Origin of the sequence: Actinomadura sp. NTSP31, assembly GCF_041951385.1 — a bacterium.
In the GTDB taxonomy this organism is placed as follows: Bacteria; Actinomycetota; Actinomycetes; order Streptosporangiales; family Streptosporangiaceae; genus Spirillospora; species Spirillospora napierensis.
This window is the reverse complement of record NZ_JBGNUT010000015.1, coordinates 183,999-210,079: the sequence shown is the minus strand read 5'-3', so window position 1 is coordinate 210,079 and position 26,081 is coordinate 183,999. Positions and strand designations below refer to the sequence as shown.

At 73.2% G+C, this 26,081-nt stretch carries 27 protein-coding genes; 9 read left to right on the top strand and 18 right to left on the bottom strand.

Annotated features, from left to right (window positions below; all coding sequences use genetic code 11):
• Positions 1–139: 139 nt before the first annotated feature.
• Positions 140–361: a hypothetical protein gene (locus ACA514_RS25775; protein ID WP_375043790.1), complete on the bottom strand. Its 222-nt coding sequence runs from the start codon at positions 359–361 to the stop codon at positions 140–142.
• Between the two features lie 114 nt (positions 362–475).
• Entirely contained in the window at positions 476–1,555 is a 1,080-nt protein-coding gene (locus ACA514_RS25770) for a hypothetical protein (protein WP_375043789.1), read from the bottom strand.
• A gap of 344 nt (positions 1,556–1,899) precedes the next feature.
• Here ACA514_RS25770 and ACA514_RS25765 point away from each other — a divergent pair, with 344 nt between their 5' ends.
• On the top strand, positions 1,900–2,076 hold the full coding sequence (locus tag ACA514_RS25765) for a hypothetical protein (protein WP_375043788.1): 177 nt from the start codon (positions 1,900–1,902) through the stop codon (positions 2,074–2,076).
• Positions 2,077–2,145: 69 nt separating this feature from the next.
• Here ACA514_RS25765 and ACA514_RS25760 read toward each other — a convergent pair whose 3' ends face one another.
• Together ACA514_RS25760 and ACA514_RS25755 are read right to left on the bottom strand one after the other, a co-directional pair.
• Entirely contained in the window at positions 2,146–3,171 is a 1,026-nt protein-coding gene (locus ACA514_RS25760; RefSeq protein ID WP_375043787.1) for a hypothetical protein, read from the bottom strand.
• The gene (locus ACA514_RS25755; protein ID WP_375043786.1) at positions 3,146–4,168 is read right to left on the bottom strand and encodes a DMT family transporter; all 1,023 of its coding nucleotides are present in this window, start codon (positions 4,166–4,168) and stop codon (positions 3,146–3,148) included. Before ACA514_RS25755 ends, ACA514_RS25760 begins: the two co-directional genes overlap by 26 nt.
• Between ACA514_RS25755 and ACA514_RS25750 the strand changes: the two genes are divergently transcribed.
• A complete protein-coding gene (locus ACA514_RS25750; RefSeq protein WP_375043785.1) occupies positions 4,167–5,555 on the top strand; it encodes a PLP-dependent aminotransferase family protein in 1,389 nt (462 codons plus the stop codon). The genes ACA514_RS25755 and ACA514_RS25750 overlap by 2 nt on opposite strands.
• A 25-nt stretch (positions 5,556–5,580) precedes the next feature.
• On the opposite strand, the gene ACA514_RS25745 is transcribed toward ACA514_RS25750, so the two are convergent.
• The gene (locus ACA514_RS25745) at positions 5,581–5,937 is read right to left on the bottom strand and encodes a VOC family protein (RefSeq protein ID WP_375043784.1); all 357 of its coding nucleotides are present in this window, start codon (positions 5,935–5,937) and stop codon (positions 5,581–5,583) included.
• Positions 5,934–6,212 carry a hypothetical protein gene (locus ACA514_RS25740; RefSeq protein WP_375043783.1) on the bottom strand — a complete coding sequence of 93 codons (279 nt, stop codon included), beginning with the start codon at positions 6,210–6,212 and terminating at the stop codon, positions 5,934–5,936. The genes ACA514_RS25745 and ACA514_RS25740 overlap by 4 nt, the downstream gene beginning before the upstream one ends.
• A gap of 101 nt (positions 6,213–6,313) precedes the next feature.
• Between ACA514_RS25740 and ACA514_RS25735 the strand changes: the two genes are divergently transcribed.
• The 4 genes from ACA514_RS25735 (at position 6,314) to ACA514_RS25720 (ending at position 10,120) form a co-directional block, all read left to right on the top strand.
• The gene (locus tag ACA514_RS25735; protein WP_375043782.1) at positions 6,314–6,874 is read left to right on the top strand and encodes a CGNR zinc finger domain-containing protein; all 561 of its coding nucleotides are present in this window, start codon (positions 6,314–6,316) and stop codon (positions 6,872–6,874) included.
• 50 nt (positions 6,875–6,924) lie between these two features.
• Positions 6,925–7,479: a GNAT family N-acetyltransferase gene (locus ACA514_RS25730; protein ID WP_375043781.1), complete on the top strand. Its 555-nt coding sequence runs from the start codon at positions 6,925–6,927 to the stop codon at positions 7,477–7,479.
• A 63-nt stretch (positions 7,480–7,542) separates the two neighbouring features.
• Positions 7,543–9,210, top strand: coding sequence for an MFS transporter (locus ACA514_RS25725; RefSeq protein WP_375043780.1), 1,668 nt, complete (start codon positions 7,543–7,545; stop codon positions 9,208–9,210).
• 43 nt (positions 9,211–9,253) lie between these two features.
• Positions 9,254–10,120, top strand: coding sequence for a 1,4-dihydroxy-2-naphthoate polyprenyltransferase (locus tag ACA514_RS25720; protein WP_375043779.1), 867 nt, complete (start codon positions 9,254–9,256; stop codon positions 10,118–10,120).
• Here ACA514_RS25720 and ACA514_RS25715 read toward each other — a convergent pair.
• Complete coding sequence (locus tag ACA514_RS25715; protein WP_375043778.1) at positions 10,084–11,112, bottom strand: hypothetical protein; 1,029 nt, start codon at positions 11,110–11,112, stop codon at positions 10,084–10,086. The two genes, ACA514_RS25720 and ACA514_RS25715, sit on opposite strands and share 37 nt — an antisense overlap.
• A 111-nt stretch (positions 11,113–11,223) precedes the next feature.
• On the bottom strand, positions 11,224–11,904 hold the full coding sequence (locus ACA514_RS25710) for a uracil-DNA glycosylase (RefSeq protein ID WP_375043777.1): 681 nt from the start codon (positions 11,902–11,904) through the stop codon (positions 11,224–11,226).
• A 279-nt stretch (positions 11,905–12,183) separates the two neighbouring features.
• Between ACA514_RS25710 and modA the strand changes: the two genes are divergently transcribed.
• On the top strand, positions 12,184–12,981 hold the full coding sequence (gene modA, locus ACA514_RS25705) for a molybdate ABC transporter substrate-binding protein (RefSeq protein WP_375043776.1): 798 nt from the start codon (positions 12,184–12,186) through the stop codon (positions 12,979–12,981).
• Between the two features lie 151 nt (positions 12,982–13,132).
• Complete coding sequence (ftsH, locus tag ACA514_RS25700; RefSeq protein ID WP_375043775.1) at positions 13,133–15,193, top strand: ATP-dependent zinc metalloprotease FtsH; 2,061 nt, start codon at positions 13,133–13,135, stop codon at positions 15,191–15,193.
• Here the strand turns inward: ftsH and ACA514_RS25695 are convergent.
• Positions 15,190–16,044 (bottom strand): hypothetical protein, encoded by an 855-nt coding sequence (locus ACA514_RS25695; protein ID WP_375043774.1) that lies wholly within the window; start codon positions 16,042–16,044, stop codon positions 15,190–15,192. The genes ftsH and ACA514_RS25695 overlap by 4 nt on opposite strands.
• Before the next feature lie 101 nt (positions 16,045–16,145).
• Between ACA514_RS25695 and sigJ the strand changes: the two genes are divergently transcribed.
• Positions 16,146–17,024, top strand: a complete 879-nt coding sequence (gene sigJ / locus ACA514_RS25690; protein WP_375043773.1) for an RNA polymerase sigma factor SigJ — start codon at positions 16,146–16,148, stop codon at positions 17,022–17,024.
• Positions 17,025–17,042: 18 nt separating this feature from the next.
• On the opposite strand, the gene ACA514_RS25685 is transcribed toward sigJ, so the two are convergent.
• The 9 genes from ACA514_RS25685 to truB all read right to left on the bottom strand — a co-directional run bounded on the left by ACA514_RS25685 (position 17,043) and on the right by truB (position 26,078).
• Positions 17,043–17,582 carry a transglutaminase family protein gene (locus tag ACA514_RS25685; protein WP_375043818.1) on the bottom strand — a complete coding sequence of 180 codons (540 nt, stop codon included), beginning with the start codon at positions 17,580–17,582 and terminating at the stop codon, positions 17,043–17,045.
• The gene (dapB, locus tag ACA514_RS25680; protein ID WP_375043772.1) at positions 17,582–18,319 is read right to left on the bottom strand and encodes a 4-hydroxy-tetrahydrodipicolinate reductase; all 738 of its coding nucleotides are present in this window, start codon (positions 18,317–18,319) and stop codon (positions 17,582–17,584) included. Before dapB ends, ACA514_RS25685 begins: the two co-directional genes overlap by 1 nt.
• Before the next feature lie 59 nt (positions 18,320–18,378).
• Positions 18,379–18,759 (bottom strand): phage holin family protein, encoded by a 381-nt coding sequence (locus tag ACA514_RS25675; RefSeq protein WP_375043771.1) that lies wholly within the window; start codon positions 18,757–18,759, stop codon positions 18,379–18,381.
• Between the two features lie 48 nt (positions 18,760–18,807).
• Positions 18,808–20,121: a M16 family metallopeptidase gene (locus ACA514_RS25670; RefSeq protein ID WP_375043770.1), complete on the bottom strand. Its 1,314-nt coding sequence runs from the start codon at positions 20,119–20,121 to the stop codon at positions 18,808–18,810.
• Positions 20,122–20,218: 97 nt separating this feature from the next.
• A complete protein-coding gene (locus ACA514_RS25665) occupies positions 20,219–22,552 on the bottom strand; it encodes a polyribonucleotide nucleotidyltransferase (protein WP_375043817.1) in 2,334 nt (777 codons plus the stop codon).
• Positions 22,553–22,828: 276 nt separating this feature from the next.
• Positions 22,829–23,098: a 30S ribosomal protein S15 gene (gene rpsO, locus ACA514_RS25660; RefSeq protein ID WP_021599383.1), complete on the bottom strand. Its 270-nt coding sequence runs from the start codon at positions 23,096–23,098 to the stop codon at positions 22,829–22,831.
• A 234-nt stretch (positions 23,099–23,332) separates the two neighbouring features.
• On the bottom strand, positions 23,333–24,277 hold the full coding sequence (locus tag ACA514_RS25655; RefSeq protein ID WP_375043769.1) for a bifunctional riboflavin kinase/FAD synthetase: 945 nt from the start codon (positions 24,275–24,277) through the stop codon (positions 23,333–23,335).
• A gap of 109 nt (positions 24,278–24,386) precedes the next feature.
• A complete protein-coding gene (locus ACA514_RS25650) occupies positions 24,387–25,097 on the bottom strand; it encodes a hemolysin III family protein (RefSeq protein WP_375043768.1) in 711 nt (236 codons plus the stop codon).
• A gap of 108 nt (positions 25,098–25,205) precedes the next feature.
• The gene (gene truB, locus ACA514_RS25645; protein WP_375043767.1) at positions 25,206–26,078 is read right to left on the bottom strand and encodes a tRNA pseudouridine(55) synthase TruB; all 873 of its coding nucleotides are present in this window, start codon (positions 26,076–26,078) and stop codon (positions 25,206–25,208) included.
• Between the last annotated feature and the right edge of the window lie 3 nt (positions 26,079–26,081).

The window sequence follows — 26,081 nt, the reverse complement described above, 5'->3', positions numbered from 1 at the left end:
GGTTTCGCGGCCGGGCCCGGACGGGGGCGCGGGCGGGCCCGCGCCGGGCATGGAAGAAGCCGCCGCCACACGCTCGGGGGTACGCGTGGCGGCGGCTCCCACACCCGACATCGTGGCACGCAAATGCCTCGTTACGGGGTCAGTCCGGCCACTTCCCGGACTCGGTTGGATAACATGACCCTCCGGTCAGTTCACGCAGCCGGCCGCGCAGTTCCTCGACGTCCGGCGTGCGCACGAGATCATTGCCCCGGACGGCCCACCAGTGCCCTGACCCGCCCCGCCCGATCCGCCAGCCGGCGAACTCGGCCGACAGCTCGCCGAGGCGGTCGGCGTCATGCCACACGCTCTGCTGAATGCGCACGGCCTCGTCCCCACTTCCCTTTGCCATCCGCTGGTACGGCCCGGTCTTCCGCACCCGTCCCTACCCCGCCGGGACGCCGCTATACACCCCTTTCTACCTGGGCATACGAAGAAATCAGTACGTAGTCGGCCGGGTTTCCCAGCGGCCAACTTTTTCTGTCGCGGGAGGCAGCCATGTCGCGCGATAACGGGCCCATTCGGCCGGTCCGGTGGTCCAGTCGGCGTACACGCCGACGCCGTACGGGCGCTTCGGCGGCCGTTTCAGCTCGTCGATTCCGCGCCTTACACCACGGAGTGCGACGGTGAGATTCTCAGCCCAGTCCATCGTGGGCCGGTAAGTGGGGACGCCGACGAATACCGTCACCTGATCGCCGATGAGTTCGAGGGTGTGCCGGGTGTGCCGGGCGAAGTGCCAGCCCGCCAGCGAGCGCGTCGGCAGCGACACGTCGTAGGTCATGATCGCCACCTGGTCGACCCGGCGGGCGACCTGCCGCAGGAAGGTGTCGGTCGGGCGGGGCGGGTAGTGCCACGGCCCGGTGCGCGGGAGCAGGGCCTTGTAGACCGGCTGCGCGGCGTCCACGAGGGGCGGCTGCTCCAGCGCGACCGACAGCAGGCGCCCGCGCGAGCGGGTCAGCTCACGGGTGCCGTCCAGCAGCGCCAGGAACGCCCGGTCGTCGGGATAGATCGGCTCGAAGTCGTAGTGGACGCCGTCGAAGCCGAGGTCGAGGAACACCGCGTCGGTCTTGAGCACCTGCCCCCGGACCGCCGGGTCGTCCAGGTCGATGACGCCCTTGCCTTCGACCGTGCGGATCTGCCCCAGATACGCCTGGGCGTGCACGCCCGGCGCGTACTTGTGGACGGCGGCGACGAGGCGCTTCGCGTACCGGTACTTGGACGCGGGCACCGTCCCGTCCGCTTCGAACGGCCCGGCGTGGAAGAACACGTCGGTGATCCGGTTCTCCTGGAGGAGCCCGGCGAGGGCCCGGTATTCGGCGTCGGTGTGCGGCTCCCCCACCCACTGGTGGCGCGCCCACAGCGCGTTCACCCCGGTACCGTGCGCCTTGGGCTCGGGCTGCCACCACACCCACGCCCCCGCGAAGGCGATCGCCACCAGGCCGAGCGCGTACGCCGCCGTCCAGCCCGCCCACCGCAGTACCCCGCGCCGGACCCCGCCCGCCCGCCTCGTCCCCGTCATCCGGCAATGATCGCCTACAAGGCCAGCGCATCGGACATCCAGCGTTGACCGGGTGTAGCTCCACACCTCGGTCATATCGGGAGTGCCGTGCCACATCGGGCGCACCAGAGCCGGCCGGGCCGGCGCCGGGCATGGCCCAGGGCATGCGACGGCCATGAGTCGATCATGATCGTGCCGGGCCGGCGTGGCGCGTGCGCCGAGCGCCCGCAGCGGGGGAACCCTGTGGTGACGAGGCGGTTCAGCGGCGCCGCGACCTCCGATTCGAACACCGGTTCGAATCGGAGGTTCCGATGGGGGGCCGCCCCGATCCTGTTCCGAAGTACCGGGATGGAGGTCGAACCGACATGCGAGCACGACCGAACCAGGCCGAACCGAAACCCCTGATCAGCACCCGCGCGCTCCTGATCGTCCTCGTGGCGGCCGGCGCCGCCGCGCTGACCGCGCTGGCCCCGCGGGCCGCGATCCCCATCGGCGTCGGCGTCGGCGTCGTCACCCTGCTGGCCCAGATCGTCAAGGACTGAGCCGTTGAGTTGCGGCGAGTCGTCGATACGGACCATCCGTATCGACGACTCGCCGCAACTCGCGAAGGGTCAGAAGACGGGGATGATGTCCTCGGCCTCGATGCCGGTGACGTCGACGCCGGAGATGTCCAGCTCGGGAATGGCCGGGAACTCGATGCCCCAGCGCTCCACGATCGCGCGGACGCGGGCGATCGCGACCCGCCAGTTCTCCGCCTGCTCGTCGAACGACAGGACGCCGAGCCCCGCGTCGCGGGCGTGGTCCATCAGCACGCGGTGGTTGGCCAGGAAGTAGGGCGGCAGGTCCCAGAAACCGTCCGGCGGCTCCCAGAGGATCATCGACAGGAACACGAAACCGGCCCGCAACTGCCGGGTGATCTGGCCCTTGACGTCCTCGGTGAGTCCGGGCCATTCGTTCTCGAGGATCGTCATGCAGATCTGCAGATGCCGCGACTCGTCCCGGCCGATCCGCTTGAACATCTCGCCGAACAGCGGATGGCGGGTGCCGGACGCCATGCCGCGGAACAGGGTCGACGCGGCCATCTCCCCCATCATGAAACTGGTGAACAGCACGGCGAGCGAGTACTTGTTGACGGCGCTGTTGTAGCCGTGCCAGTAGCGGCCGCCATTGTGGTAGAGCCAGCCGATGTTGTTGTGCGCGGCCTTCTCCAGGTCCGTCTCCGGCCGCCAGTCGAGCGGGCCGCCCGGCCAGATCCGCGCGATCGACCGCTGGCAGCATTCCTCGTGGTTCATCTCGTCGCGCGTGATCGAGAAGAAGCACTTGCGGACCGGGTCCTCCTCGTGCTGCTCGAACGCGTGGATGGTGGCGCGGGCGAACACCGCGGGACCGGAGGCGTCGAAGTTGGCCAGCACCGCGAACCAGTACATGATGCCGAGCCGCTGCTCCGGTGCGAACTCCTCCGGGCGCAACTCGTCCCAGGGCAGGTCGGCGGGGTTCCACACCGTCCGCTTGGACTTCTCGTAGATGGCGGCGAGCTTGTCGGTCTCGACCCGCCACTCCATCGGGTAGATGTTCGGCTGCGGGATCTCCGGAGCGGGCCAGAACCCGCCCTCAGGCACGATCGGCTTGTCGGCCATGGAAGGCTCCTCGATGGTCACCGTTCTGTGACGCCCTACCGTCCATTGTGGGCGACCCCGTCCCGGCCCGGAAAGCGGCGGGGGTGCGGCGGACCCGCGTCCGCTGGGTCAGGGCCACGCAGACGAGGACGCCCACGGCGGCGAGCACGGTCACCGCGTCGACCGGCTCGTCGAGCAGGAGCCACGACCAGACCAGCGTCAGCACCGGCTGGGCGAGCTGCACCTGGCTGGCGCGGGCGATCCCGGCGCGCGCCAGCCCCTCGTACCAGGCGAAGAAGCCGAGATAGGCGGAGAACACCGTCACGTATCCGAAGCCGAGCACGGCGTGGCCCGTCCAGTGCGGATGCGTCGTGGCGAGCAGCCATCCGGTGACCGGGACGGTGATGGGCGCGGCGAGGACGAGCGCCCAGGAGATCACCCGCCAGCCGGGCATGTCGCGGGCGAGCCGGCCGCCCTCGGCGTAGCCCGCGGCGGCGGCGAGCAGCGCGCCGAACAGCAGCAGGTCGGCGGCGCTGAACCGGCCGGCGCCGCGGACCAGCGCGAAGCCGGTGACGCAGGCGGCCCCGGCGGCGCCGGCGAGCCAGAAGGCGCGGGACGGGCGCTCGCCCGCGCGCAGCACGCCGAGGACGGCGGTCGCGGCCGGCAGCAGCCCGACCACGACCGCCGAGTGCGCGGACGAGGCGCCCCGGTCGAGCGCGAGCGTGGACAGCACCGGGAACCCGAAGATCACTCCGGCGGCCGCGACGGCGAGCGCGCCCCACTGGCGCCCGCGCGGCCGGCGGGCCCGGACCGATAGCAGTGCGACCGCGGCGAGGACGGTCGCGGCGGCCGACCGGCCGACGCCGATCAGGTAGGGGTCGAGGCCCTCCAGCCCGTACTCCGTGCCGGGGAGGGTGAACGAGTAGATCAGCACGCCCAGCGCGGCGAGCCCGATGCCGGGCCCGAGCGTCCCGCGCGCTATCGGCCTGCCGACAGTAGCGCTATCCTTGTTCCTCATGAACAACGATAGCAGTGTCGCGGCGCTGGCCGACGCGCTGCGCGTCGAGGTGGGCCGGCTGAGCCCGGGCGAGCGGCTGCCGTCGAGCCGGGCGCTGGTGGAGCGGCACCGCGTCAGCCCGGTCACGGTGTCGAGGGCGCTCGGGCTGCTGGCCGCCGAGGGGCTGGTCGTGACGCGTCCGGGCGCGGGCGCGTTCGCCGCCCGCCGCCCGTCCCCCGCCGCCGAGCCGGCCGACTACGGCTGGCAGGCGGTGACGCTGGCGGGCCGCTCGGTGGACGCCGCGGGCGTGTCCTGGCTGCTCACCCCGCCGCCCGACGGCACCGTCGCGCTCAGCGGCGGCTACCTGCATCCGAGCCTGCAACCGGTCCGCGCCATGGCGGACGCCGCCGCGCGGGCCGCCCGGCGCCCGGACGCCTGGGCCATGCCCCGGCTCGGCGGGACACCGGAGCTGCGCGCCTGGTTCGCCCGCACGGTCGGCGGGGGCGTGTCTCCCGGCGACGTGACCATCACCAACGGAGGGCAGCAGTCGCTGACGACGGTGCTGCGGGCGCTGCTCCCGCCCGGCGCCCCCGTCCTGGTCGAGTCGCCGACCTACCTCGGCGTGCTGGCCGTCGCGCGGGCGAGCGGGCTGCAGCCGGTGCCGGTCCCGGTGGACGCCGAGGGCGTCCGGCCCGACCTGCTCGCCGAGGCGTTCGCCATGAGCGGCGCGCGGGCGTTCTACTGCCAGCCCGCCTTCCACAATCCGACCGGGGCCGTGCTGAGCGCCGAGCGCCGCGAGCGGGTGCTCGCGGTGGCGCGCGCGGCGGGCGCCTTCGTCGTCGAGGACGACTTCGCGCGGCACCTCGGCATCGACCCGCCCCCGCCGCCGCTGATCGCGCAGGACGCCGACGGCCGGGTGGTGCACATCGCCTCGCTCACCAAGGCCACCGCGCCGAGCCTGCGGATCGCCGCGGTGATCGCGCGCGGGCCGGTCGCCGAGCGGATCCGCGCGACGCAGCTCGTCGAGGAGTTCTTCCCGGCCCGGCCGCTGCAGGAGACGCTGCTGGAGCTCGTCAGCTCGCCCGGCTGGCCGCGGCACCTGCGCGCGATCCGGGCGGCGCTGCCCGCGCGCCGCGACGCGCTGCGCACCGCGCTCGCCCGGCACCTGCCGCGGTTGCGGGCCGACCGCCCGGCGGGCGGGCTCCACCTGTGGGTCCGGCTGCCGGACGGCCTGGACGACGTCGCGGTCGCCGAGGCCGCGCTGCGCGCCGGAGTGCTGGTGAGCGCGGGGCGGCCGTTCTTCCCCGCCGAGGCCCCGGCGCCCTACCTGCGGCTGAGCTACGGCAGCGCGTCCTCGGAGGCGGAGCTGGCCGAGGGCGTCCGCCGCCTCGCGACCGTCCTCGGCTGACGCGCCGCGCCGGCGTTCGCGGCGCTCAGCGGGCCGTGCAGAAGCAGAACTCGTTGCCCTCGGGGTCGCGCCACACCCGGAACGGCGCCTCCGGGTTGCCCATCGGCTCGCCGGCCGGCGTCGCGCCGAGGCTCGCGGCGCGCTCGCCGGCCGCGTGGATGTCCGGGACGTCCAGGTCGAAGTGCAGCCGGTTCTTGATCGTCTTTCGTTCGGGGACGCGCTGGAAGGACAGCAGCGGCCCGCCCGCGCCCAGCGGCTCCAGGTCGAGCCATCCGTCGTCGGACGCGGTGGTCTTCGCGCCGAGCAGGCCGCCCCAGAACGCGGCCATCGCGTCCAGGTCGGCGCAGTCGATCACGATGTTGCCGATCTTCGGGCTGGTCATCGGGTTCCTTCCAGGGAGCCGGTGATGCGGACCGGGCGCGCGGCGGCGCGCCGGCAGTAAGCGGGTTCGGGGCGGCGGGCCGGGCGCGCCGGGCGCAGCCCGAGCAGCCGGGCGCGCCGGCGGGCGGCGCGCTCCATGGCCTGCGCGCGGGCGGCGAGCCGCGCCTCCACGATGTCGGCGTGCAGCCGCGCGTACTCCCGCTCGGCCCACGCATGCCGGGTCGCGAGACCCGCGAGATACGGCAGCGCGTTCATCGCGCCTCCCTCCGTTGACACCACTCAAACGGTAACGGTGGTGTCGGAATTCTGCAACCGGTCAAAGCCGTTCACTGGTGTCGACAGTTGGTAGGCTGCCCGGTGAAGGGCTGGAGGGACCGATGGCCGACGCGCGATCCGGCGAGCGCCCCGGCGACGACCCGGCGCTGCTGCTGCAGGACTTCGTCAACACGCTGGACATCGACTCCGGCACCGAGGGCCTCGCGTCGCCCGCCGCGCTCGCCGCGTGGCTGGCCGGGCGCGGCCTCGTCCCGGACGGCACGCCCGCCGGCGACGCCGACCTGGCCACCGCGATCACCCTGCGCGAGGGCTTGCGCGAGGCCATGGCCGGCCACCACGGCCCGCAGGAGCCCGACCTGCCCGCCGACCTGGACGACACGCTGTCCGCGCTGCCGCTGCGGGTCGAGCTCACCGGGGCGCGGCCCGCGCTCGTCCCGCTCGACCCGCCCGCGACCGCCGCCGCCGGCCTCGCCCGCGTCGCCGCCGCGATCACGGCCGCGGCCGCCGGCGGCACCTGGTCGCGGCTGAAGGTCTGCCAGGAGGGCACCTGCCGCTGGGCGTTCCTCGACACCTCCAAGAACCGGTCCCGGACCTGGTGCTCGATGCGCACCTGCGGCAACCGCACCAAGACCCGCGCCTACCGGGCCCGCAACCGCGCCTGAGGCGGCCGCGGGCCCTAGGCTGTCCGGTGATCGTTCAGGAGGGGGCGTCCATGACCGCCAGCGGGCCCGATGCGGGAGTGCGCGGCGCGCGCCGCGCCGACGCGGCCGCCGTCGCCGACATCCAGGTGCGCGCCTGGCGGCACGGCTACCGCGACCTGCTCCCGGCCGCCGTCCTGGACCGGGTGACCGGCCCCGACGCGCTGGAGGCGTGGCGGGAGCGCTGGGCGGACGCGGCGGCGAACCCGCCGAGCCCGCGGCACCGGCTGCTCGTCGCCGTCGCGTCCGACCTGGTCGTGGGGTTCGCGGCGCACGCCCCGGCCGAGGACGCCGACCTCGATCCCGCGGCCGCCGCCGAACTCATCACGCTGCTGGTCGACCCGCTGCACGCCCGCGCCGGGCACGGCAGCCGGCTGCTCGCCGCCACCGTCGACCTGCTCCGCGAGGACGGCTTCACCACCCTGGTCGGCTGGACGTTCGAGAAGGACGAGGTCACCCGCGCCTTCCTCGGCGGGGCGGGCTGGGCGCCCGACGGGACGGCCCGCACGCTCGACATGGGTGAGCCGGTCCGGCAGATCCGGCTGCACACCGACATCACGGTCGCCTAGAGGGCTCGCCGTTGCGCAGGGGTCGGTGAGGGGCATGGGCGTCCCGGCCATATCGTTGAGGCCGTGCCCGAGTCCACCTCTCTGACGCCGCCGCATGCCCCGGTGACGCCTCCGGCGGCCGACCACCGCCGCTGGCTCGCCATGGTCGTCATCAGCCTGGGCGTCTCGCTGGTCGTCGTGGACGCCACCATCGTCGGCGTGCTGCTGCCGCGGATCGTGTCCGACCTGGACCTGACGACCGCCGGCGCGGAGTGGATCACCTCGGTGTACTCGCTGGTGTTCGCGGCGCTGCTGATCCCGTTCGGCCGGGCCGGCGACCTGTTCGGGCGCCGCCGGATGTTCGTGCTCGGGGTGGCGGTGTTCGCGCTGGCGAGCGTCGCCGCGGCGCTGGCCGGCGGGGAGGGCGCGCTGGTGGCGGCGCGGGCGGCGCAGGGCGTCGGCGCGTCCATGATCCTGCCGGCGACGCTGTCCACCGTGAACGCGGTGTTCACCGGGCGGGAACGTGCCATCGCGTTCGGCATCTGGGGCTCGATGATCAGCGGGATGGCCGCGCTCGGCCCGCTGCTCGGCGGCGCCGTCGCCACCGGCGGCGGCTGGCGCTGGGCGTTCGGGATCAACCTGCCGCTCGGCGCGGCGCTCATCGCGGCCGCGTTCCGGCTGATGCCGGAGACCCGGGCGCCCGGCGCGGGCTCGCGGGGCGTGCTCCGGGAGATCGACTGGCCGGGCGCGGTGCTGTCCGCGCTCGGGCTCGGCGCCCTGGTGTGCGGGCTCATCGAGGGCCAGACCTACGGCTGGTGGGCCGCCACCCGCCGGTTCTCGGCGGGCGGGTTCGACTGGCCGGGGACCGCGCTGTCGCCCGTCCCGGTCGTGATCGCGCTGGGGATCGTGCTGATCGCGGCGCTGGTGGTGGTCGAGCGGGCGCGGGCCGCGGCGGGCCGTCCGGTGATGCTCGACCTGGAGCTGTTCCGGATCCCGAACTTCCGGCACGGCAACCTCGCCTCGTCCCTGATCAACGTGGGCGAGCTCGGGCTGCTGTTCATCCTGCCGCTGTTCCTGCTGGGCGTGCACGGCACGAACCCGCTGGAGATCAGCGTCGCGATCCTGCCGCTGGCCGTCGGGGCGTTCCTCTCCGGCGGATACGCGGGCAAGCTCGCCAACAAGCGCGGCGCGCACCGGGTCGTCCAGTTCGGCCTGGTGCTGGAGGTCGCCGCCGTCCTCGCGCTCGGCGTGACGGTGTCGGCGACCACCGGCGGGTTCGGGCTCGCGCCGTGGATGCTGCTGTACGGCCTCGGCCTCGGCCTGACGTCGGCGCAGCTGACGAACGTCTCGCTCGCGGACGTCCCGCCCGCGCAGGCCGGGCAGGCGTCCGGCACGCAGTCCACCGCCCGGCAGGTCGGCGCGGCCCTCGGCATCGCCCTCATCGGGACGGTCTTCGCCACGAGCCTCGGGCACGCGATGAGCGACCGGCTGGCGGGCACGTCCCTCACCCCCGGGCAGCAGGCCTCCGTCACCCGGCACCTGCGCGACAGCGCCGGGACGTACGGGCGCGACCTGCACGACGATCCCGGAACGGCCGTCGAGGCGCACGCCGCCGACGCGAGCCTCGCGGTCGCGACCGGGCACGCGGCGCTCACGACCGCCGCGATCCTGGCGGCGGGACTGGCGCTCTCGCTGCGGCTGCGCCCGAGCAGTGATCGACATCGGGAAGAATCGAAGCGCCGGGGCGGCTGACGCCGCCCTGCACCCCTGTCGTCCCTCAGAACGAACGGTAACCGTGGCCACGCTGAACCAATGGGTCGCCGGATCCCGGCCCCGCACCCTGCCCGCGTCCCTCGTTCCCGTCGTCGTCGGCACCGGCGTCGCCATCGGCGTGGACCACGCCGTCTGGTGGCGCGCGCTGCTGGCCGCGTTCGTCGCGCTCGTCCTGCAGATCGGGGTGAACTACTCCAACGACTACAGCGACGGCATCCGCGGCACCGACGAGGACCGGGTCGGGCCGCTGCGCCTCGTCGGATCCAAGGTCGCGGCGCCCAAGCAGGTACTCGCCGCCGCGCTCGGCTGCTTCCTCGCCGCCGCCGTGGCCGGGCTGGTGCTCGCCGCCGTCACCACCTGGTGGCTGCTGCTGGTCGGCGCGGTCGCGATCCTCGCGGCCTGGTTCTACACCGGCGGCAAGACCCCGTACGGCTACCGCGCCCTCGGCGAGGTGTCGGTGTTCGTGTTCTTCGGCCTCGTCGCCGTCGTCGGGACGGTGTACGTGCAGGCCGAGGAGCTGCCGTGGGAGGGGTGGGCGGCGGCGGTGCCGGTCGGGCTGCTGGCCTGCGCGCTGCTGGTGGCCAACAACCTGCGCGACATCCCCACCGACCGCGAGTCCGGCAAGCGGACCCTCGCGGTCCTGCTCGGCGACCGCCGCACCCGCATCCTGTACGCCGCGTGCGCCGCGCTGCCGTTCATGTTCGTGCTGGCGCTGGCCGCGCCGCACCCCTGGGTGCTGATCGCGCTGCTGGCGGCGCCGCTGTCGATCCCGCCGACGCAGAAGGTGCTGGGCGGCGCGTCCGGCCCCGCCCTGATCCCGGTGCTGGGCGAGACCGGACGCCTCCAGATCGCCTACGGAGTGCTGCTCGCCATCGGCCTGGCCCTCTGAGCCGCACGCCGGGCGGCGCCGAGCTCGGCGAGCAGGAACGCTCCGGTCAGGGCCATGACGAGCCCCGTCAGCACGCCGCCCAGCGCGACCAGGCCGCTCGCCGGGGACGAGTCGGCGCCCAGCGCCGTCGAGGCCGCCAGCATCACGATCAGCCCGTACAGCGACCAGGCGAACGTCGCGCCCGCCCCGGCCCAGGCGGCGGCCAGCGGCACGACGAGCCGGGACGGGCGGCGGGCCCGTCCGGTCAGCGCGAGGAGCCCGGCGGCGCCGGCGAGCGCGAGGAGGCCCCAGGCGCCGTCGACGATCTGCTGCGGCGCGGTGCGGTCGACCGCCTGGTCGTGCGGGAGGCCGGCCGTCCCGCCGAACGCCCAGAACAGGTGCGCCGCGGCGCAGACGGCGGCGGGGACGGTCGCGCCGCGCGCCAGCAGCACCTGCAAACGATGCGTCGGGCCGGGCGGGACGTCGGCCGTGCGGACGGCGAACACCTCCGGCCACCGCGTCCGCGCGTCCAGGACGAACGCCGTGAGCAGCCCGATCCCCTGCAGGGTGAAGCCCGTGTAGACGATGCCGTACACCCAGCCCTGCAAGCCGTTCTGCGACCCGGTCACCGGTTCCGCGGACACGACGCTCTGCACGAGCGTCCCCAGCGGGACGGCGAGCGCGATCGGTGCGAGCAGGCCGGTCGCGATCCAGATCGGCGGCAGCACCAGCCACGCCGGAACGCGCCGTCCCCACGGGAACGTGAACGCGCACGCGACGAGCACCGCCACCGCGTCCATGACCATGGTGATCGCGTTGCCCACGTACAGGACGGAGTTCTCAGCGGCCTCGGGGTCGTTCCATCCGACCGTGCTGCCGGACAACCAGGCGATCTTGAGGCCGAGGTAGGGGACGCAGGCGGCCGCGGTCGCCGCGCAGACGGCGACCCGCGGAGCACCGGGGCCGCGGCGGGGCGCCGTGCGCCCGGCCGCGAGCTGAGCTGAGACGGTCATGCGCCGACGATCGCACCGCGCCGCCGTGCCGGGCCTCCCCCGCACGGGGAGCCTTGCCGGCCCCGCGTCCCCCGCGCGGGGGAGCCGGACCGGGCGCTCAGGCGGCGCGGGTCAGGCGAGGCTCCAGTCGATCTCGGGTTGGCCCGCGTCGACGAGGGCCTTGTTCACGGCGCTGAACGGGCGCGTGCCGAAGAACTTCTTCGCGCTGAGCGGGCTCGGGTGCGCGGACTCGATCACGGTGTGCTGCGGGCCGGTGATGAGCCGCGCCTTCTTGCGCGCGTAGGCGCCCCACAGCACGAAGACGACGCGGTCGGTCTTGTCGTTCAGGGCGCGGATCGCGGCGTCGGTGAAGTCCTCCCAGCCCTTGCCGGCGTGTGATCCGGCCTCCCCGGCGCGCACGGTCAGCACCGCGTTCAGCAGCAGGACGCCCTGGTCGGCCCACCGCGTGAGGTCACCGGACGCGGCGGCGGGCACCTCCAGGTCGGCGGCCAGCTCCTTGTAGATGTTGCGCAGCGACGGGGGCAGCCGCACGCCGTCGCGGACGCTGAAGCTCAGCCCGTGCGCCTGGCCCGGCCCGTGGTAGGGGTCCTGGCCGAGGACCAGGACGCGGGCGCCGTCGAACGGGCAGTGCCGGAAGGCGTTGAACAGGTCCTCGCGCGGCGGGTACACGGTCTGCGCGTCGTACTCCCCCGCCACGAAGGCGCCCAGCGCGGCGGTGGCGAGCGGGTCGAGCAGCGGGTCGAGCCGCTCCCGCCAGTCGCCGGGCAGCAGTTCCATCAGGTCGAGGGACATCGTCCGTTGCCTCCGGGAAGGTGATCTCCAGTTGGGGGAACAGTAGCGCCGGGCACCGACACGCCGAAGGCGATCGGGGGGTGTGGGGGGTCGGCCCCCCTCGAAAAGTAACGCCACGCCGAAGGCGATCGGGGGGCGTGGGGGGTCGGCCCCCCTCGAAAAGTAACGCCACGCCGAAGGCGATCGGGGGGCGTGGGGGGTCGGCCCCCCTCGAAAAGTAACGCCACGCCGAAGGCGATCGGGGGGCGTGGGCGGGGTCCGTCCCTAGGATGACGCGATATGCCCGACTCCCCCCGAGCGTTCCGTGTTCGTGCCGTCGGGCGTGCCCGCGGGGCCGTCCTGCTCGTCCCGCTGGTGGTGGCGGGCCTGCTCTGCGGGTGCGGCGGGTCGTCCGGGCCGGTGACGCTGACGGTGCTGGCGTCCTCGTCGCTCACCGAGGTCTTCGGCGAGATGAGCGCGGCCTACCGGCAGACGCATCCGGGCGTCCGGCTGAGGCCGGAGTTCGGCGGCTCGGAGGAGATGGCCGAGCGGCTCTCCGAGCGCGACCCGGGCGACGTGCTGGCGACCGCGGACACCGTCAGCCTGAACCAGGCGGACCGGTACCTGGACGGCCACCGCCGCGTCATCGCCCACACCGGGCTCACGATCGCCGTCGCGCCGGGCAACCCCGGGCGCATCCGCGGCCTGGCCGACCTGGAGCGCCGGGGGCTGCGCGTGGTGGCCGGCGCCCCGTCCGCGCCGATCGGCCGTTACAGCCGCCAGGCGTTCGCGAAGGCGGGCGTGAGCGTCCGGACGATCGCCGAGGAGATCAGTTCCCGGGCCGTCCTGGACCAGGTGCGCACCGGGGACGCCGACGCGGGCGTGGTGTACATCACCGACCTGCGGTCCGCCGGGATCGCGGTCACCAGCGTGCCCATCCCGGCGAACGAGAACGTGACGGCGTCCTATTCCGCGGCGGCGGTCAAGGACGGCCCTCACCAGGACGAGGCGGACGAGTTCGTGTCGTGGCTGGTCACACCGGAGGCGCAGGGGCTGTTCCGCAAGTACGGGTTCGCCACCCCGGTCGCGCCGCAGTGACCCGCGCCACAGGCCGGTGTGCGTTCGCCCACCGCTGATACTGCACGGGAACGTCTCGTACAGGAATCCCGTTTACCTCCCCGGAGCCCCGAAACCGGGGCCCCGCCGAAGTCGATCGCTCGCGCCGCGCGCGGGCGAGGTGTACCGGGAGATGCCAGACGTGCCGTCCAAGCGACCCGCGCCGCAGCCGAGCGAGGCGGCGGCGCAGCGTGCAGGTTCCGCGGATCACGACCGGCGCGAGTCGGTGCCGCCGCGCAACGACCCCGAACGTCCCTGGCGCGCCGAGGGCGTGCCCGAGCGGCCGAAGAAGGCCGGCGGCGGCTTCGGCGGCTGGCGGCCCCGCCGCAACACCTCCCTGTTCTGGCTGCTGCTGCTCGTGGTGTTCGGGCTGAGCTACGTTTCGATGCACTACACCGGCCAGCAGGAGAAGGTGAGCGTCCCCTACACCGCCTTCACCCAGCAGGTGCAGGCGGGGAACGTCAAGGACGTCTACACCAAGGGCTACCAGATCCAGGGCAAGCTGAAGAGCGCGCAGCAGGTCCCCGGGCAGAAGGACGCGAAGAAGACCTACACGGCGTTCGAGACGCTGCGCCCCGCGTTCGCCGACGACAAGATCTACACCGAGATGGTGAACAAGGGCGTCGAGGTCGAGGCCAAGCCCGTCAACGAGGACCGCGGCCTGCTGGCCAACCTGGCGCTGTCGCTGCTGCCGACCCTGCTGTTCGTCGGCCTGTGGATCGGCGTGATGGTCTGGTTGCAGCGCCGGATGACCGGCGGCGGAGGCGGCGGGATCATGGGCGGCTTCGGCCGCTCGCCCAAGCCCGTCGCGCCGGACGAGAAGCGCGCCACGTTCGCCGACGTCGCCGGGATCGATGAGGTCGAGGCCGAGCTCAGTGAGATCGTCGGCTTCCTGAAGGACCCGGGCAGGTACCGCGCGATGGGCGCCCGCGTCCCGCGCGGCGTGCTGCTGACCGGCGCGCCCGGCACCGGCAAGACGCTGCTGGCCCGCGCCGTCGCCGGCGAGGCCGACGTGCCGTTCTACTCGGCCGCCGCGTCGGAGTTCATCGAGATGGTCGTCGGCGTCGGCGCGGCCCGCGTCCGCGAGCTGTTCACCGAGGCCCGCAAGACGGCCCCGTCCATCATCTTCATCGACGAGATCGACACCATCGGCCGGACCCGCGGCAGCGGCGCCAGCCTCGGCGGCCACGACGAGCGCGAGCAGACGCTGAACCAGATCCTCACCGAGATGGACGGCTTCTCCGGCTCCGAGGGCGTCGTCGTCATCGCCGCCACCAACCGCCCCGACATCCTCGACCCGGCGCTGATGCGCCCCGGCCGGTTCGACCGGCAGGTCGCCGTGTCGCCGCCGGACCTGGACGGCCGCGTCGCGATCCTGCGGGTGCACACCCGCGAGGTCCCGCTCGGCGGCGACGCCGACATCGTCTCGGTCGCGAAGATGACCCCCGGGATGACCGGCGCCGAACTGGCCAACCTCGTCAACGAGGCCGCGCTGCTCGCCGTCAAGCGCGAGAAGGGCGCGGTCGACATGGACGACTTCCAGACCGCGCTGGAGAAGGTGCAGCTCGGTACCCGCCGCGCGCTGGTGATGCCGTTCGAGGAGCGGCGCCGCACGTCCTACCACGAGTCCGGGCACGGCCTGCTCGGGATGCTGCAGCCCGGCGCCGACCCCGTCCGCAAGATCACGATCGTGCCGCACGGCCGGGCGCTCGGCGTCACGGTCTCCACGCCCGACAGCGATCGGTACGCCTACGACGAGCGCTACCTGCGCGGCCGCATCATCGGGGCGCTCGGCGGGATGGCCGCCGAGGAGCTGGTGTTCGGCGTGATCACCACCGGTTCGGAGAGCGACCTGGAGCAGGTCACCAAGATCGCCCGCGGGATGGTGGGCCGCTGGGGCATGTCCCCGAAGGTCGGCCCGCTGTCGATCCTGCCGTCCGAGGGCATGGAGCCGATGGGCCAGTACGCCGCCCAGGGCACCCTGGACGCCGTCGACCTGGAGGCCCGCCGCATCGTCGACGAGTGCTACACCGAGGCGCTCGACACCCTGCGCGCGCACCGCGACCAGCTCGACTCCCTCGCCGCCGCCCTGCTGGAGGCCGAGACCCTCGACGAGGAGGCCGCCTACGCGGCCGCCGGCATCACCCGGACCATCACCGAGGTCGACCTGTCCAAGACCCCATCCCGGGGCTAGCCGTCCCGTCCGACGCGGGGAAGGCCGATCGGGTTGGGGAAGGGCATCTCGCCCGCGTCCGCCACGGCCTTCGCCGCGGGGACGAGGCGGTCGTAGAGGGCCTTCGGGTCGTCCAGGACGCGGTACGGCGGCGCGGCGAGGCGGTCGGTGCGCCCCTCGATCCCGGCCTTGAGGGACCGGCCCGCTTCCGTCGCGCCGCCGCCGTCCACGAGGCCGCGCTCGGCGAGGGCGCCGGCCGCCGCGTCCCACTGCTCCTCCGTCCAGCCCCGGCTCACCAGCATCTGGTCGCGGGTGACCGCGCCGACCGCGGCGGCGAGGACGTTCGCGGTCAGGCCGTCGAGCCCTTCGCTGGTCAGGACGGCCACGTGCCCGTCGCCGCGGTGCTCGCGCAACGCCGTCGCGGCCTGCCAGAACGCCTCCACCGGGTCGTCCGGGACGTCCAGGTCGCGGTTGGCGGCGAACAGCGGACGCCCTGCCGGTTCAGCGGCCTCGACCGCCCGGCGCAACGCCGGCGCCGCCTCGGCGGCCGCGTCCTCGATCCCCGGCACGATCCTGCGGAGCGCCCGCGCCGCCGCCTCACCGCGGACCGCCAGGATCCGCTCGGGCGAGGCGAAGCGCCACGCGTCCGGGACGGCCCGCCGCACCCGGCCGGGATGGAAACCGAAGAACGCCGCCTCGACGACCCCCGGCGGCACCGCGCCCAGCGGGGCGGCGCGGCTGCCGAAGTAGCCCATCCAGAAGCCCTTCAGCCCGACGGCCTTGTTGGCCTCCAGGCATTCGGGCGAGAAGTACGTCACCGCGTGCAGCGGCTCCAGGACCGTCCACAGGTCGCGCGCGATCGAGTCGTTCACCCGTCGAACGCTAAGCCCGCGCCCTCGCGGGCGACAAGCCGGTCACATTCGCGGCGGATGATCCGTCAGTGCTATGAACATGGCCGACGAGGGGGACTGTGATGGATGAGCGCGACCTTCTGGCGAACCGGTTCGAGGAGCACCGGACGCACCTGAAGGCGGTGGCCTACCGGATGCTCGGATCGCTCGCGGAGGCCGACGACGCCGTGCAGGAGGCGTGGCTGCGGCTGAACCGGTCGGACGCCGATGAGGTCGTCAACCTGGGCGGATGGCTCACCACCGTCGTCGGGCGGGTCTGCCTGGACATGCTGCGGTCCCGCACGTCCCGACGCGAGGACCCGATCGACGAGCGGCTGCCCGACCCCGTCATCACACCGGCCTCCGGCGCCGACCCCGAGCAGGAGGCGCTGCTGGCCGACTCCGTCGGGCTCGCGCTGCTGGTCGTGCTGGAGTCGCTGTCGCCCGCCGAGCGGCTCGCGTTCGTGCTGCACGACACGTTCGCCGTGCCCTTCGAGGACATCGCGCCGATCGTGGGCCGAACCCCGGACGCGGCGCGGCAGCTCGCGAGCCGGGCCCGCCGCCGGGTGCGGGGCGCGGCGCCCGCCCCGGAACGCGACCGGGCCCGGCAGCGCGCCGTCGTGGAGGCGTTCCTGGCCGCGGCGCGCGCCGGGGACTTCGAGGCCCTCGTCGCCGTCCTCGACCCGGACGTGGAACTGCGCGCCGACACCGGCGCCGCCGGCCTGATGCACCTGCGCGGCGCCCGGACCGTGGCGGCCCAGGCGCTCACCTTCCGCCGCGCCGCCGCTCCCGCGTCGCGCCCGGCCCTGGTCAACGGCACCGCCGGCGTCATCAACCTGCAGGAGGGCCGGCCGGTGTCCGTCCTGTCGTTCACCGTCGCCGGCGACCGGATCGTCGCGATCGACATCCTCGCCGACCCCGCCCGCCTGAAGGACCTCGACCTCGCCGTGCTGGACGGCTGAGCCCCTCCGGCGCCCTGGTCAGAGCGTGGTGGGAAGGCACGCGACGTCGAGCCTCGACATCGACTTCAGGGCCTTCAGGACGGCCGGGTGCGGCACCGCGTGCACCGTCGGGAGGACCGGGACCGCCGGATAGGCGAGACGGTCCTCCGAGGCGGAGAACTCCACGTGGACCTCGTCGTTGTCGCCGCGCGGGTCGAGCAGCACCCAGCGGTCGTCCACCAGGGCGGCGGCGAGGCCGTGCACGAAGCCGTCCACGAGCTGGTAGCACAGGCCCGCCTGGACGCCGCCGGCCCGCAGCAGCGCGACGTAGGCATTGGACTTGGCGTAGCACAGGCCCGTCCGCTGCTCGAGGACGTCGGACGCGCGCCAGGTGACGCGGTCGTCGCCGGCGTCCATCGAGTGGGTCACCTTGTCGCGGACATGGTCGAACGCGGCGCGGGCGTAGGCGATGTCGTCGCCGACGCGCAGGTCCGCGGCGACCTGCTGGACGAGCGGATGCTCGATGTCGATCGCCTCGGACGCGGCGAGGTAGTCCCAGGGCTCGGCGGCGAAGTCCATCACAGGCCGAGCAGCGACTCGATGCCCACGGTGAGCCGGTCCGGGACGTCCACGACCTTCCGCACGGCCATCAGGACGCCCGGCATGAACGACTCGCGGTTCATCGAGTCGTGCCGGATGGTGAACAGCTCGCCGTGGCCGCCCAGCACGACCTCCTGGTGCGCGACGGCGCCCGACAGCCGGACGGCGTGCACGCGGACGCCGTCCACGTCCGCGCCCCGCGCGCCGTCGACCTCGTCCGTCGTGGCGTCCGGCGACGGCGCCACCCCGGCCTCCGCGCGGGCGGCGGCGACCAGCTCGGCGGTGCGGTACGCGGTGCCGGACGGCGCGTCCACCTTGTTGGGGTGGTGCAGCTCGACGATCTCGACGGACTCGAAGAACGGGGCGGCCTTCTGCGCGAAGTGCATCATCAGCACCGCGCCGATGCCGAAGTTCGGAGCGATCAGGACGTTGGGCCCCTTGTCGGTCAGCCACGACCGGACCGTGTCGAGCCGGGAGGGGTCGAAGCCGGTCGTGCCGACGACGGCGTGCAGGCCGTGGTCGACGCACCACCTGAGGTTGTCCATGACGACGGCCGGGCGGGTGAAGTCGACGACCACCTCGGCGGCGGTCAGCGGCTCCCGCTCGTCGTCCTGGTCGACCGCGGCGACGAGCTCCATGTCGTCCGCGCCCTGAACGGCCCGGCACACCTCGGCCCCCATCCGGCCGCGCGAGCCCAGCACCCCAACCTTGATCACGTGTTCCTCCCGATGAAGCGTGCGACGAGCCTACCGGCCCCCGCCCCGCCTCCTGCCCGTCAGTCCCGGTCGTCGTCGGCGACGAACATGTTGAGCAGCCAGCTCACCACGCCGATGATGATCGCGCCCCAGAACGCGGGCCAGAACCACTCCACGTGGAACGGCACGTCCAGCTTCCCCGCCACCCAGCTGGTCAGCATGAGCAGCCCCGCGTTCACGACCAGGGCGATCAGTCCGAGGGTGACGATGTAGAACACGCAGCCGAGCACCTTGATGACCGGCTTGAGCACCGCGTTGATGATGCCGAAGATGACCGCGACGACGATCAGCGTGAGCACCTTCTCGCCGGTGCTCCCGCCGCGCACGTCGATGCCGTCCACCGCGGCGGACGCCACCCACAGCGCGACCGCCGAGATCAGCACCCGAATAAGGATCTTCACCCCGCCCCGATACCCGGACGCCCCTCGTCCCTAACCGGCCCCGCGGAGCTAGAACTCCCGGTCGCCCACCGGGCCGATGACGGTGAGGGCCTGGGGGGCGCCGAGGAGGTCGCGGGCGACGGCGCGGACGTCGTCGAGGGTGACGGCCTCGATGCACGCGAGGACGTCGTCGACCGGCAGCAGCGACTCGTAGACGAGCTCGCTCTTGCCGATGCGGCTCATCCGGGAGCCGGTGTCCTCCAGGTTGAGGACCATCGCGCCGCGCAGCTGGCCCTTGCCGCGCTCCAGCTCCTCGGCGGTCAGGCTCTGCTCGGCGGCGCGGCCCACCTCGTCCCGGCAGATCGACAGGACCTCTTCGACCTTGCCGGGCTGGCAGCCGGCGTACACCCCGAAGATGCCGGAGTCGGCGTACTGGGCGGTGTAGCTGTACACCGAGTAGGCCAGGCCGCGCTTCTCCCGGATCTCCTGGAAGAGGCGGGACGACATGCCGCCGCCGAGCGCGGCGTTCAGCACGCCGAGAGCGAAGCGGCGGTCGTCGGTGCGGCACACGCCGGGGACGCCGAGCACGATGTGCGCCTGCTCGGTGTCCTTGTCGATGACGACGGTGCGCGGGTCGACCGGGGCGGCGGGCCCGCCGACGCGGGGCGGCGCGGGCGTGGCGTCGCCGGTCAGGTGCTCGGCGAACGCGTCCGACACCAGCCGGACGACCTCGTCGTGGTCGATGTTGCCGGCGACGGACACCACCAGGTTGGACGGGGTGTAGTGCTCCCGGTAGTAGCCGTGGATGCGGTCCCGCGACAGCGCGTTGATCGAGTCCTCGGTGCCGAGGATGGGGCGGCCGAGCGGGGTGTCGCCGTACAGCGCGGTGGCGAACTCGTCGTGGATGAGGTCGCCGGGGTCGTCGTCGCGCATGTGGATCTCTTCGAGGATCACGCCGCGCTCGGCCTCGACGTCCTCGGGCCGGTTCACCGAGTCGGCGACCATGTCGGACACGACGTCCACGGCGAGCGGCAGGTCGGAGTCCAGCACCCGCGCGTAGTAGCAGGTGTACTCCTTGGCGGTGAAGGCGTTGAGGTCGCCGCCGACCGCGTCGACCGCGGCGGAGATCTCCAGCGCCGACCGCCGCCTCGTGCCCTTGAACAGGACGTGCTCGAGGTAGTGGCTGGCGCCGGCGTCGGCGGGCGCCTCGTCGCGGGAGCCGACGGCCGACCAGACGCCGAACGCCGCGGACCGCACCGCCGGCGTCGACTCGGTGATCACCCGCAGCCCGCCGGGCAGCACGGTGCGGCGGACCGCGCCGGCGCCGTCGGTATGGATCGTGGTGGTGGTGCCGGGCTCCTGCGCCCGCGCCGGCAGGGTCACGGTGTCACTCGCATTCGGTGGTGGTCCGGGATCGGGGCGGAAAGCGGCCGACCGGCCTGCCCGGGACGGGCAGGCCGGTCGGTCATCGCGTGCCCGGTCAGGAGTTGCGCTGGCCGGAGTCGTCGCCGCGGCGGGTGCGGCGGCGGCGCGGGGCGCGCTTGTCGCCGTCGTCGCGGCGCTCCCGGCGCTCGCCGGAGTCGCCGTCGGCCTCGGCAGCGGCGGCGGCGGGCTCGTCGTCGCCCTCGGTCCGCTCGGCGGACTCGCGCTCGACCACCTCGACCGGCACCAGCGACAGCTTGCCGCGCTGGTCGATCTCGGTGACCTCGACCTGGATCTTCTCGCCGACGCCCATCACGTCCTCGACGTTCTCGATCCGGGCGCCGCCGTGCAGCTTGCGGATCTGCGAGACGTGCAGCAGGCCGTCCTTGCCGGGCAGCAGCGACACGAACGCGCCGAACGTGGTGGTCTTGACGACGGTGCCGAGGAACCGCTCGCCGACCTCCGGCATGTGCGGGTTCGCGATCGCGTTGATCGCGGTCCGCGCGGCCTCGGCGGACGGGCCGTCGGTGGCGCCGACGTAGATGGTGCCGTCATCCTCGATCGTGATGTCGGCGCCGGTGTCGTCCTGGATCGAGTTGATCATCTTGCCCTTCGGGCCGATGACCTCGCCGATCTTGTCGACCGGGACCTTGATCGTGATGATCCGCGGCGCGTTCGGGCTCATCTCGGCGGGCGCCTCGATGGCCTCCTGCATCACGTCCAGGATCGCCAGCCGGGCGCCCTTGGCCTGCTTCAGCGCGGCGGCCAGCACCGAGGCGGGGATGCCGTCGAGCTTGGTGTCGAGCTGCAGCGCCGTGATGACGTCGCGGGTGCCGGCGACCTTGAAGTCCATGTCGCCGAACGCGTCCTCGGCGCCGAGGATGTCGGTCAGCGTGACGTACTCGCCGCCCTCGCTGATCAGGCCCATCGCGATGCCCGCCACCATCTGCTTGAGCGGGACGCCCGCGTCCAGCAGCGACATGGTGGACGCGCAGACCGACCCCATCGAGGTGGAGCCGTTGGAGCCGAGCGCCTCCGACACCTGCCGGATGGCGTACGGGAACTCCTCGCGGGTGGGCAGCACCGGGATCAGCGCGCGCTCGGCGAGCGCGCCGTGCCCGATCTCGCGGCGCTTGGGCGAGCCCACCCGGCCGGTCTCGCCGGTGGAGTACGGCGGGAAGTTGTAGTTGTGCATGTAGCGCTTGGTGCGCTCGGGGTTCAGCGTGTCGATCATCTGCTCCATGCGGAGCATGTTCAGCGTCGTCACGCCGAGGATCTGCGTCTCGCCGCGCTCGAACAGCGCCGAGCCGTGCACCCGCGGGAGCACGTGGGCCTCGGCGGTGAGCTGGCGGATGTCCTTCAGGCCGCGGCCGTCGATGCGCAGGCCGTCGCGGATGACCCGCTCGCGGACGAGCTTCTTGGTCACGGCGCGGTAGGCGGCGGAGATCTCCTTCTCGCGGCCCTCGAACTGCTCGGCGAGCTTCTCGACCGCACCGGCCTTGATCTCGTCGAGCCGGGTCTCGCGCTCCTGCTTGCCGGCGATGGTCAGCGCCTGCGCCAGGTCCTCGCTGACGGCGTCGGTGACGGCGGCGAGCACGTCGTCCTGGTAGTCCAGGAAGATCGGGTACTCGCGGGTGTCCTTCGCGGCGACGGCGGCGAGGTCGCTCTGCGCCTTGCACAGCACCTGGATGAACGGCTTGGCCGCCTCCAGGCCCTGCGCGACGGTCTCCTCGGTCGGGGCGGTCGCGCCCTCGCCGACGAGCCGGAGGGTGTCGCGGGTGGACTCCGCCTCCACCATCATGATCGCGACGTCGCCGTCGGCCAGCACCCGGCCGGCCACGACCATGTCGAAGGTGGCGCGCTCCAGCTCGGGGTGGGTCGGGAAGCCGACCCACTGGCCCTCGATCAGCGCGACGCGGACGCCGCCGATCGGGCCGGAGAACGGCAGCCCGGCCAGCTGGGTCGACATCGACGCGGCGTTGATCGCCACGACGTCGTACAGGTGGTCGGGGTGCAGCGCCATGATCGTCTCGACGACCTGGATCTCGTTGCGCAGCCCCTTGGTGAACGACGGCCGCAGCGGCCGGTCGATCAGCCGGCAGGTCAGGATCGCGTCCTCGGACGGACGGCCCTCGCGGCGGAAGAACGAGCCGGGGATGCGCCCGGCCGCGTACATCCGCTCCTCGACGTCCACCGTCAGCGGGAAGAAGTCCAGGTTCTCCTTGGGCTTCTTCGACGCGGTGGTCGCCGACAGCACCATCGTCTCGTCGTCGAGGTAGGCGACGGCGGAGCCGGCCGCCTGGCGGGCCAGCCGGCCCGTCTCGAACCGGATGGTGCGGGTGCCGAACGTGCCGTTGTCGATCACGGCCTCGGTGCTCTGCGCACCGTCGATGCGCACGGCTTCTGTCACGGGAAACCTCCTCAGGTCTCGGCGTCGGTCCTCGCGGCCGTTTCCCGTGGCTTGTCACGCTGCCGGTCTTCGATCGAAGCACCCGGATCGTCAGGCCGCCGATGCGGCGGAACGGATCCGGAAGCCACTACCGAGGACCGGCCCGCACCAGCGGTGTCCGCGAGGCTCTTCTCTTCGGTTTTACCCCCGGACGGGGCGTCGCGCCCCGTCCGGGTCATAGAAAGAGAGGGAGCGGCCCGAGGCCGCTCCCTCACCGTGCTAGCGGCGCAGACCGAGTCGCTCGATCAGCTGCCGGTAACGGTTGATGTCCTTGTTGCTCAGGTACTTCAGGAGCCGGCGGCGACGGCCGACCAGCAGCAGCAGACCACGACGGCTGTGGTGGTCGTGCTTGTGCTCCTTGAGGTGCTCGGTCAGATCGTTGATGCGGCGCGTCAGCAGCGCGACCTGGACTTCCGGGGATCCGGTGTCACCCTCAGTGGTCGCGTACTCGGCGATGATCTGGTTCTTCGTGGCGGTGTCGAGCGACACGTGGCTCCTTCGATGAGATCGTCACCCGCAGATCCGGGCCCGGTGGGCGCACGGGTCCGCCTGGTGCGTTGGAGAGGTGGCCGGGCCGCATGAGGGTGCAGCCGACCGCGCCGGGGCCCATCCCGGCGACTATTCACCGTACCATGCCGCAAAGCCGCCCCGGCACGCAGCGGAATCCGCCATGATCACCACGTGCTCACCACCTGACCTGGGCTTTCGCGCCGGCCGGCCCGGTCAGCCGGACGTGATCTCGCGGGCCCGGGCGACGTCGCGGCGCATCTCCACGATGAGGGCGTCGACCGAGTCGAACTTCAGCGTGTCGCGGATGCGGGCGGTGAAGTCGACCCCCATGTGCTCGCCGTACAGGTCGAGGTCGTCGCGGTCCAGGGCGTAGGCCTCGACGGTCCGCTCCCCCGCGCCCTCGAACGTCGGGTTGGTGCCGATGGAGATCGCGGCGGGCCAGCGGAACGCCGGGTAGCGGTCGGTGTCGGCGACCAGCCAGCCGCCGTACACCCCGTCCGCGGGGATCGCGGTGTGCGGCAGCGTCTCCAGGTTCGCGGTGGGGAAGCCGAGCGCCCGGCCCCGCTGGTGGCCGCGCACGACCACGCCCTCGACGCGGTGCGGGCGGCCGAGCGCCCCCGCGGCGCCCTCGACGTCGCCGGCCTCCAGCCGCTCCCGGATGTAGGTGGAGGAGATCGTGTCGCCGTTGGCGACCAGCGGCATGCCCTCGGCGGTGAAGTCGTACTTCTCGCCGAGCTCCTTCAGCAGCGCGACGTCGCCCTTGGCCTTGTGCCCGAACCGGAAGTCCTCGCCGACGATGACGTGGGCCGCGTGCAGCCGGTCGACCAGCACCTGCTGGACGAACTCGTCCGGCGGCGTCTTCGACAGCTCCAGCGTGAACGGCACGACCACGACCGCGTCGGTGCCGAGGCCCTGCAGCAGCTCGACGCGCCGCTGGGTGGTGGCCAGCAGCGGCGGGTGGGTGCCGGGCCGGACCACCTCGTCGGGATGCGGGTCGAAGGTGATCGTCACCGAGCGCAGGCCGCGGCGGCGCGCCTCCTCGGCGGCGGCGCCGACGATCCGCTGATGGCCGAGGTGCACGCCGTCGAACACCCCGATGGTGACCACCGAACGGCCCCAGTCGGCCGGAACCTCTTCGAGGCCATGCCAGCGCCGCACCATGCTCTCCCTGCGTAGGACGTCCCTGCGGGTTCTGTCTGTCGACATAAGGGTGCCATGCGCCGTCCGGTGCCGTTACCCGAGGGGCGCGCTTCGGGGCGAAGGCCCGTCAGCCGGACTGGTAGACGACGAACGAGACGGCGATGTACTGCAGGACGTAGGCGGCGAGCGTGCACGCGTGGAACACCTCGTGGAAGCCGAACCAGTGCGGGGACGGGTTGGGCCGGCGCAGCCCGTAGACGATCCCGCCGACGCTGTAGCAGATGCCTCCGACCGCGACCATCACGCACGCGACGGCGCCCGCGCCGTCCAGGAACTGCGGCAGGAAGAACACCGCCACCCAGCCGAGGACGATGTAGAGGGTCACGTACAGGGCGCGCGGGGCGCCGACCCAGGTGGTGCGGAACACCACGCCGGCGACGGCCCCCGTCCACACCGTGGCGAGCACGGCGATGCGGACGCCGCCGTCGAGCGCCAGCACGGCGAACGGCGTGTAGGTCCCGGCGATGATCAGGTAGATGTTGGCGTGGTCGAAGCGGCGCAGCACCTCGATCAGGCGGTGCGACTCCGCCTGCCGGTGGTAGGTGCCCGAGATCCCGAACAGCAGTCCGGACGTGGCGACGTAGACCGCCGAGGAGAGCCGGGCGAGCGGGCTCGGGCCGAGCGCGACCAGCACCAGCCCCGCGAGCATGACGGCCGGGAACGCGCCGAGGTGCAACCAGCCGCGCAGCCGCGGTTTGGTCGGGGACGCGACGCCCTGCCCGGTGTCGTCTCCGGGATCGTCTTCGGGGTCGGTCACGGGATCGGTCACCGTGGTCATGGCAGCCTCCTCAGCAACTAACCTACGGTTACGTAGGTTACGCGTCCGTAGGTTGGGTGCGCACCGCCGCGGCGGGGTGACGCTCGCCACGGCGCCGCCCCGGGCGGCCTAACCGACGAAGACGGCGAGGGGCTTGGCGGAACCGCCCCGCTCCTCGACCAGCGCCAGAAGGGAACCGTCCGGCGCGAACACGCCGACGGGGCCCGGGCCCAGGCCGGCCGCCGCGAGACGCCCGCCGTGCGCGACCTTGCGGGCGTCGTCCTCCGACACGTCCCGGCGCGGGAACACCGCCGCGACGGCCTCCGCCATCGGCAGGATCTCCAGCTTCTCGCCGAGCTGGTCGAGGGTGCGCGCCATCGCCAGGTCGTACGGGCCGACGCGGGTGCGGCGCAGCGCCGTCAGGTGCCCGCCGCAGCCGAGCGCCGCGCCCAGGTCGCGGGCCAGCGCCCGGATGTAGGTGCCCGACGAGCAGGACACCGAGGCGTCCACGTCGATCAGGTCGCCGTGCCGCCGCACGTCCAGGATCCGGAACTCGTGCACGGTCACCGGACGGGCCGCCAGCGCGACCTCCTCGCCCTTGCGGGCCATCTTGTACGCCCGCTGCCCGTTCACCTTGATCGCGCTGACCTGCGGCGGGACCTGCTCGATCGGCCCGGTCAGCGCCGCGATCCCCGCGTGCACCGCCTCGTCGGCCACGGACGCGGCGGACGCCGTCGCGGTGGTCTCGCCCTCGGCGTCGTCGGTGTTGGTCGACTCGCCCAGCCGGATGGTGGCGTCGTAGCCCTTCTCGGTCAGCGCGAGGTGGCCGAGCAGCCGCGTCGCCTTGCCGACGCCGAGGACGAGCACGCCCGTCGCCATCGGGTCCAGTGTCCCCGCGTGCCCGACGCGGCGCGTCCCGGCCAGCCGCCGCATCTTCCCGACCACGTCGTGCGAGGTCCAGTCGGCCGGCTTGTCCACGATGACGAGTCCCGAGTTCTCCACGCG

What these genes read in the sequence shown, in the direction of transcription:
- ACA514_RS25685 (WP_375043818.1), bottom strand. Translation starts at nt 17,582, where the DNA reads ATGGACTTCGCCGCCGAGCCCTGGGACTACCTCGCCGCGTCCGAGGCG.
- sigJ (WP_375043773.1), top strand. Translation starts at nt 16,146, where the DNA reads ATGGATGAGCGCGACCTTCTGGCGAACCGGTTCGAGGAGCACCGGACG.
- ACA514_RS25735 (WP_375043782.1), top strand. Translation starts at nt 6,314, where the DNA reads ATGGCCGACGCGCGATCCGGCGAGCGCCCCGGCGACGACCCGGCGCTG.
- ACA514_RS25650 (WP_375043768.1), bottom strand. Translation starts at nt 25,097, where the DNA reads ATGACCACGGTGACCGATCCCGTGACCGACCCCGAAGACGATCCCGGA.
- ftsH (WP_375043775.1), top strand. Translation starts at nt 13,133, where the DNA reads ATGCCAGACGTGCCGTCCAAGCGACCCGCGCCGCAGCCGAGCGAGGCG.
- ACA514_RS25745 (WP_375043784.1), bottom strand. Translation starts at nt 5,937, where the DNA reads ATGACCAGCCCGAAGATCGGCAACATCGTGATCGACTGCGCCGACCTG.
- ACA514_RS25765 (WP_375043788.1), top strand. Translation starts at nt 1,900, where the DNA reads ATGCGAGCACGACCGAACCAGGCCGAACCGAAACCCCTGATCAGCACC.
- ACA514_RS25710 (WP_375043777.1), bottom strand. Translation starts at nt 11,904, where the DNA reads ATGTCCCTCGACCTGATGGAACTGCTGCCCGGCGACTGGCGGGAGCGG.
- modA (WP_375043776.1), top strand. Translation starts at nt 12,184, where the DNA reads ATGCCCGACTCCCCCCGAGCGTTCCGTGTTCGTGCCGTCGGGCGTGCC.
- ACA514_RS25730 (WP_375043781.1), top strand. Translation starts at nt 6,925, where the DNA reads ATGACCGCCAGCGGGCCCGATGCGGGAGTGCGCGGCGCGCGCCGCGCC.
- ACA514_RS25755 (WP_375043786.1), bottom strand. Translation starts at nt 4,168, where the DNA reads ATGAGGAACAAGGATAGCGCTACTGTCGGCAGGCCGATAGCGCGCGGG.
- ACA514_RS25715 (WP_375043778.1), bottom strand. Translation starts at nt 11,112, where the DNA reads ATGACCGTCTCAGCTCAGCTCGCGGCCGGGCGCACGGCGCCCCGCCGC.
- ACA514_RS25760 (WP_375043787.1), bottom strand. Translation starts at nt 3,171, where the DNA reads ATGGCCGACAAGCCGATCGTGCCTGAGGGCGGGTTCTGGCCCGCTCCG.
- ACA514_RS25770 (WP_375043789.1), bottom strand. Translation starts at nt 1,555, where the DNA reads ATGACGGGGACGAGGCGGGCGGGCGGGGTCCGGCGCGGGGTACTGCGG.
- ACA514_RS25750 (WP_375043785.1), top strand. Translation starts at nt 4,167, where the DNA reads ATGAACAACGATAGCAGTGTCGCGGCGCTGGCCGACGCGCTGCGCGTC.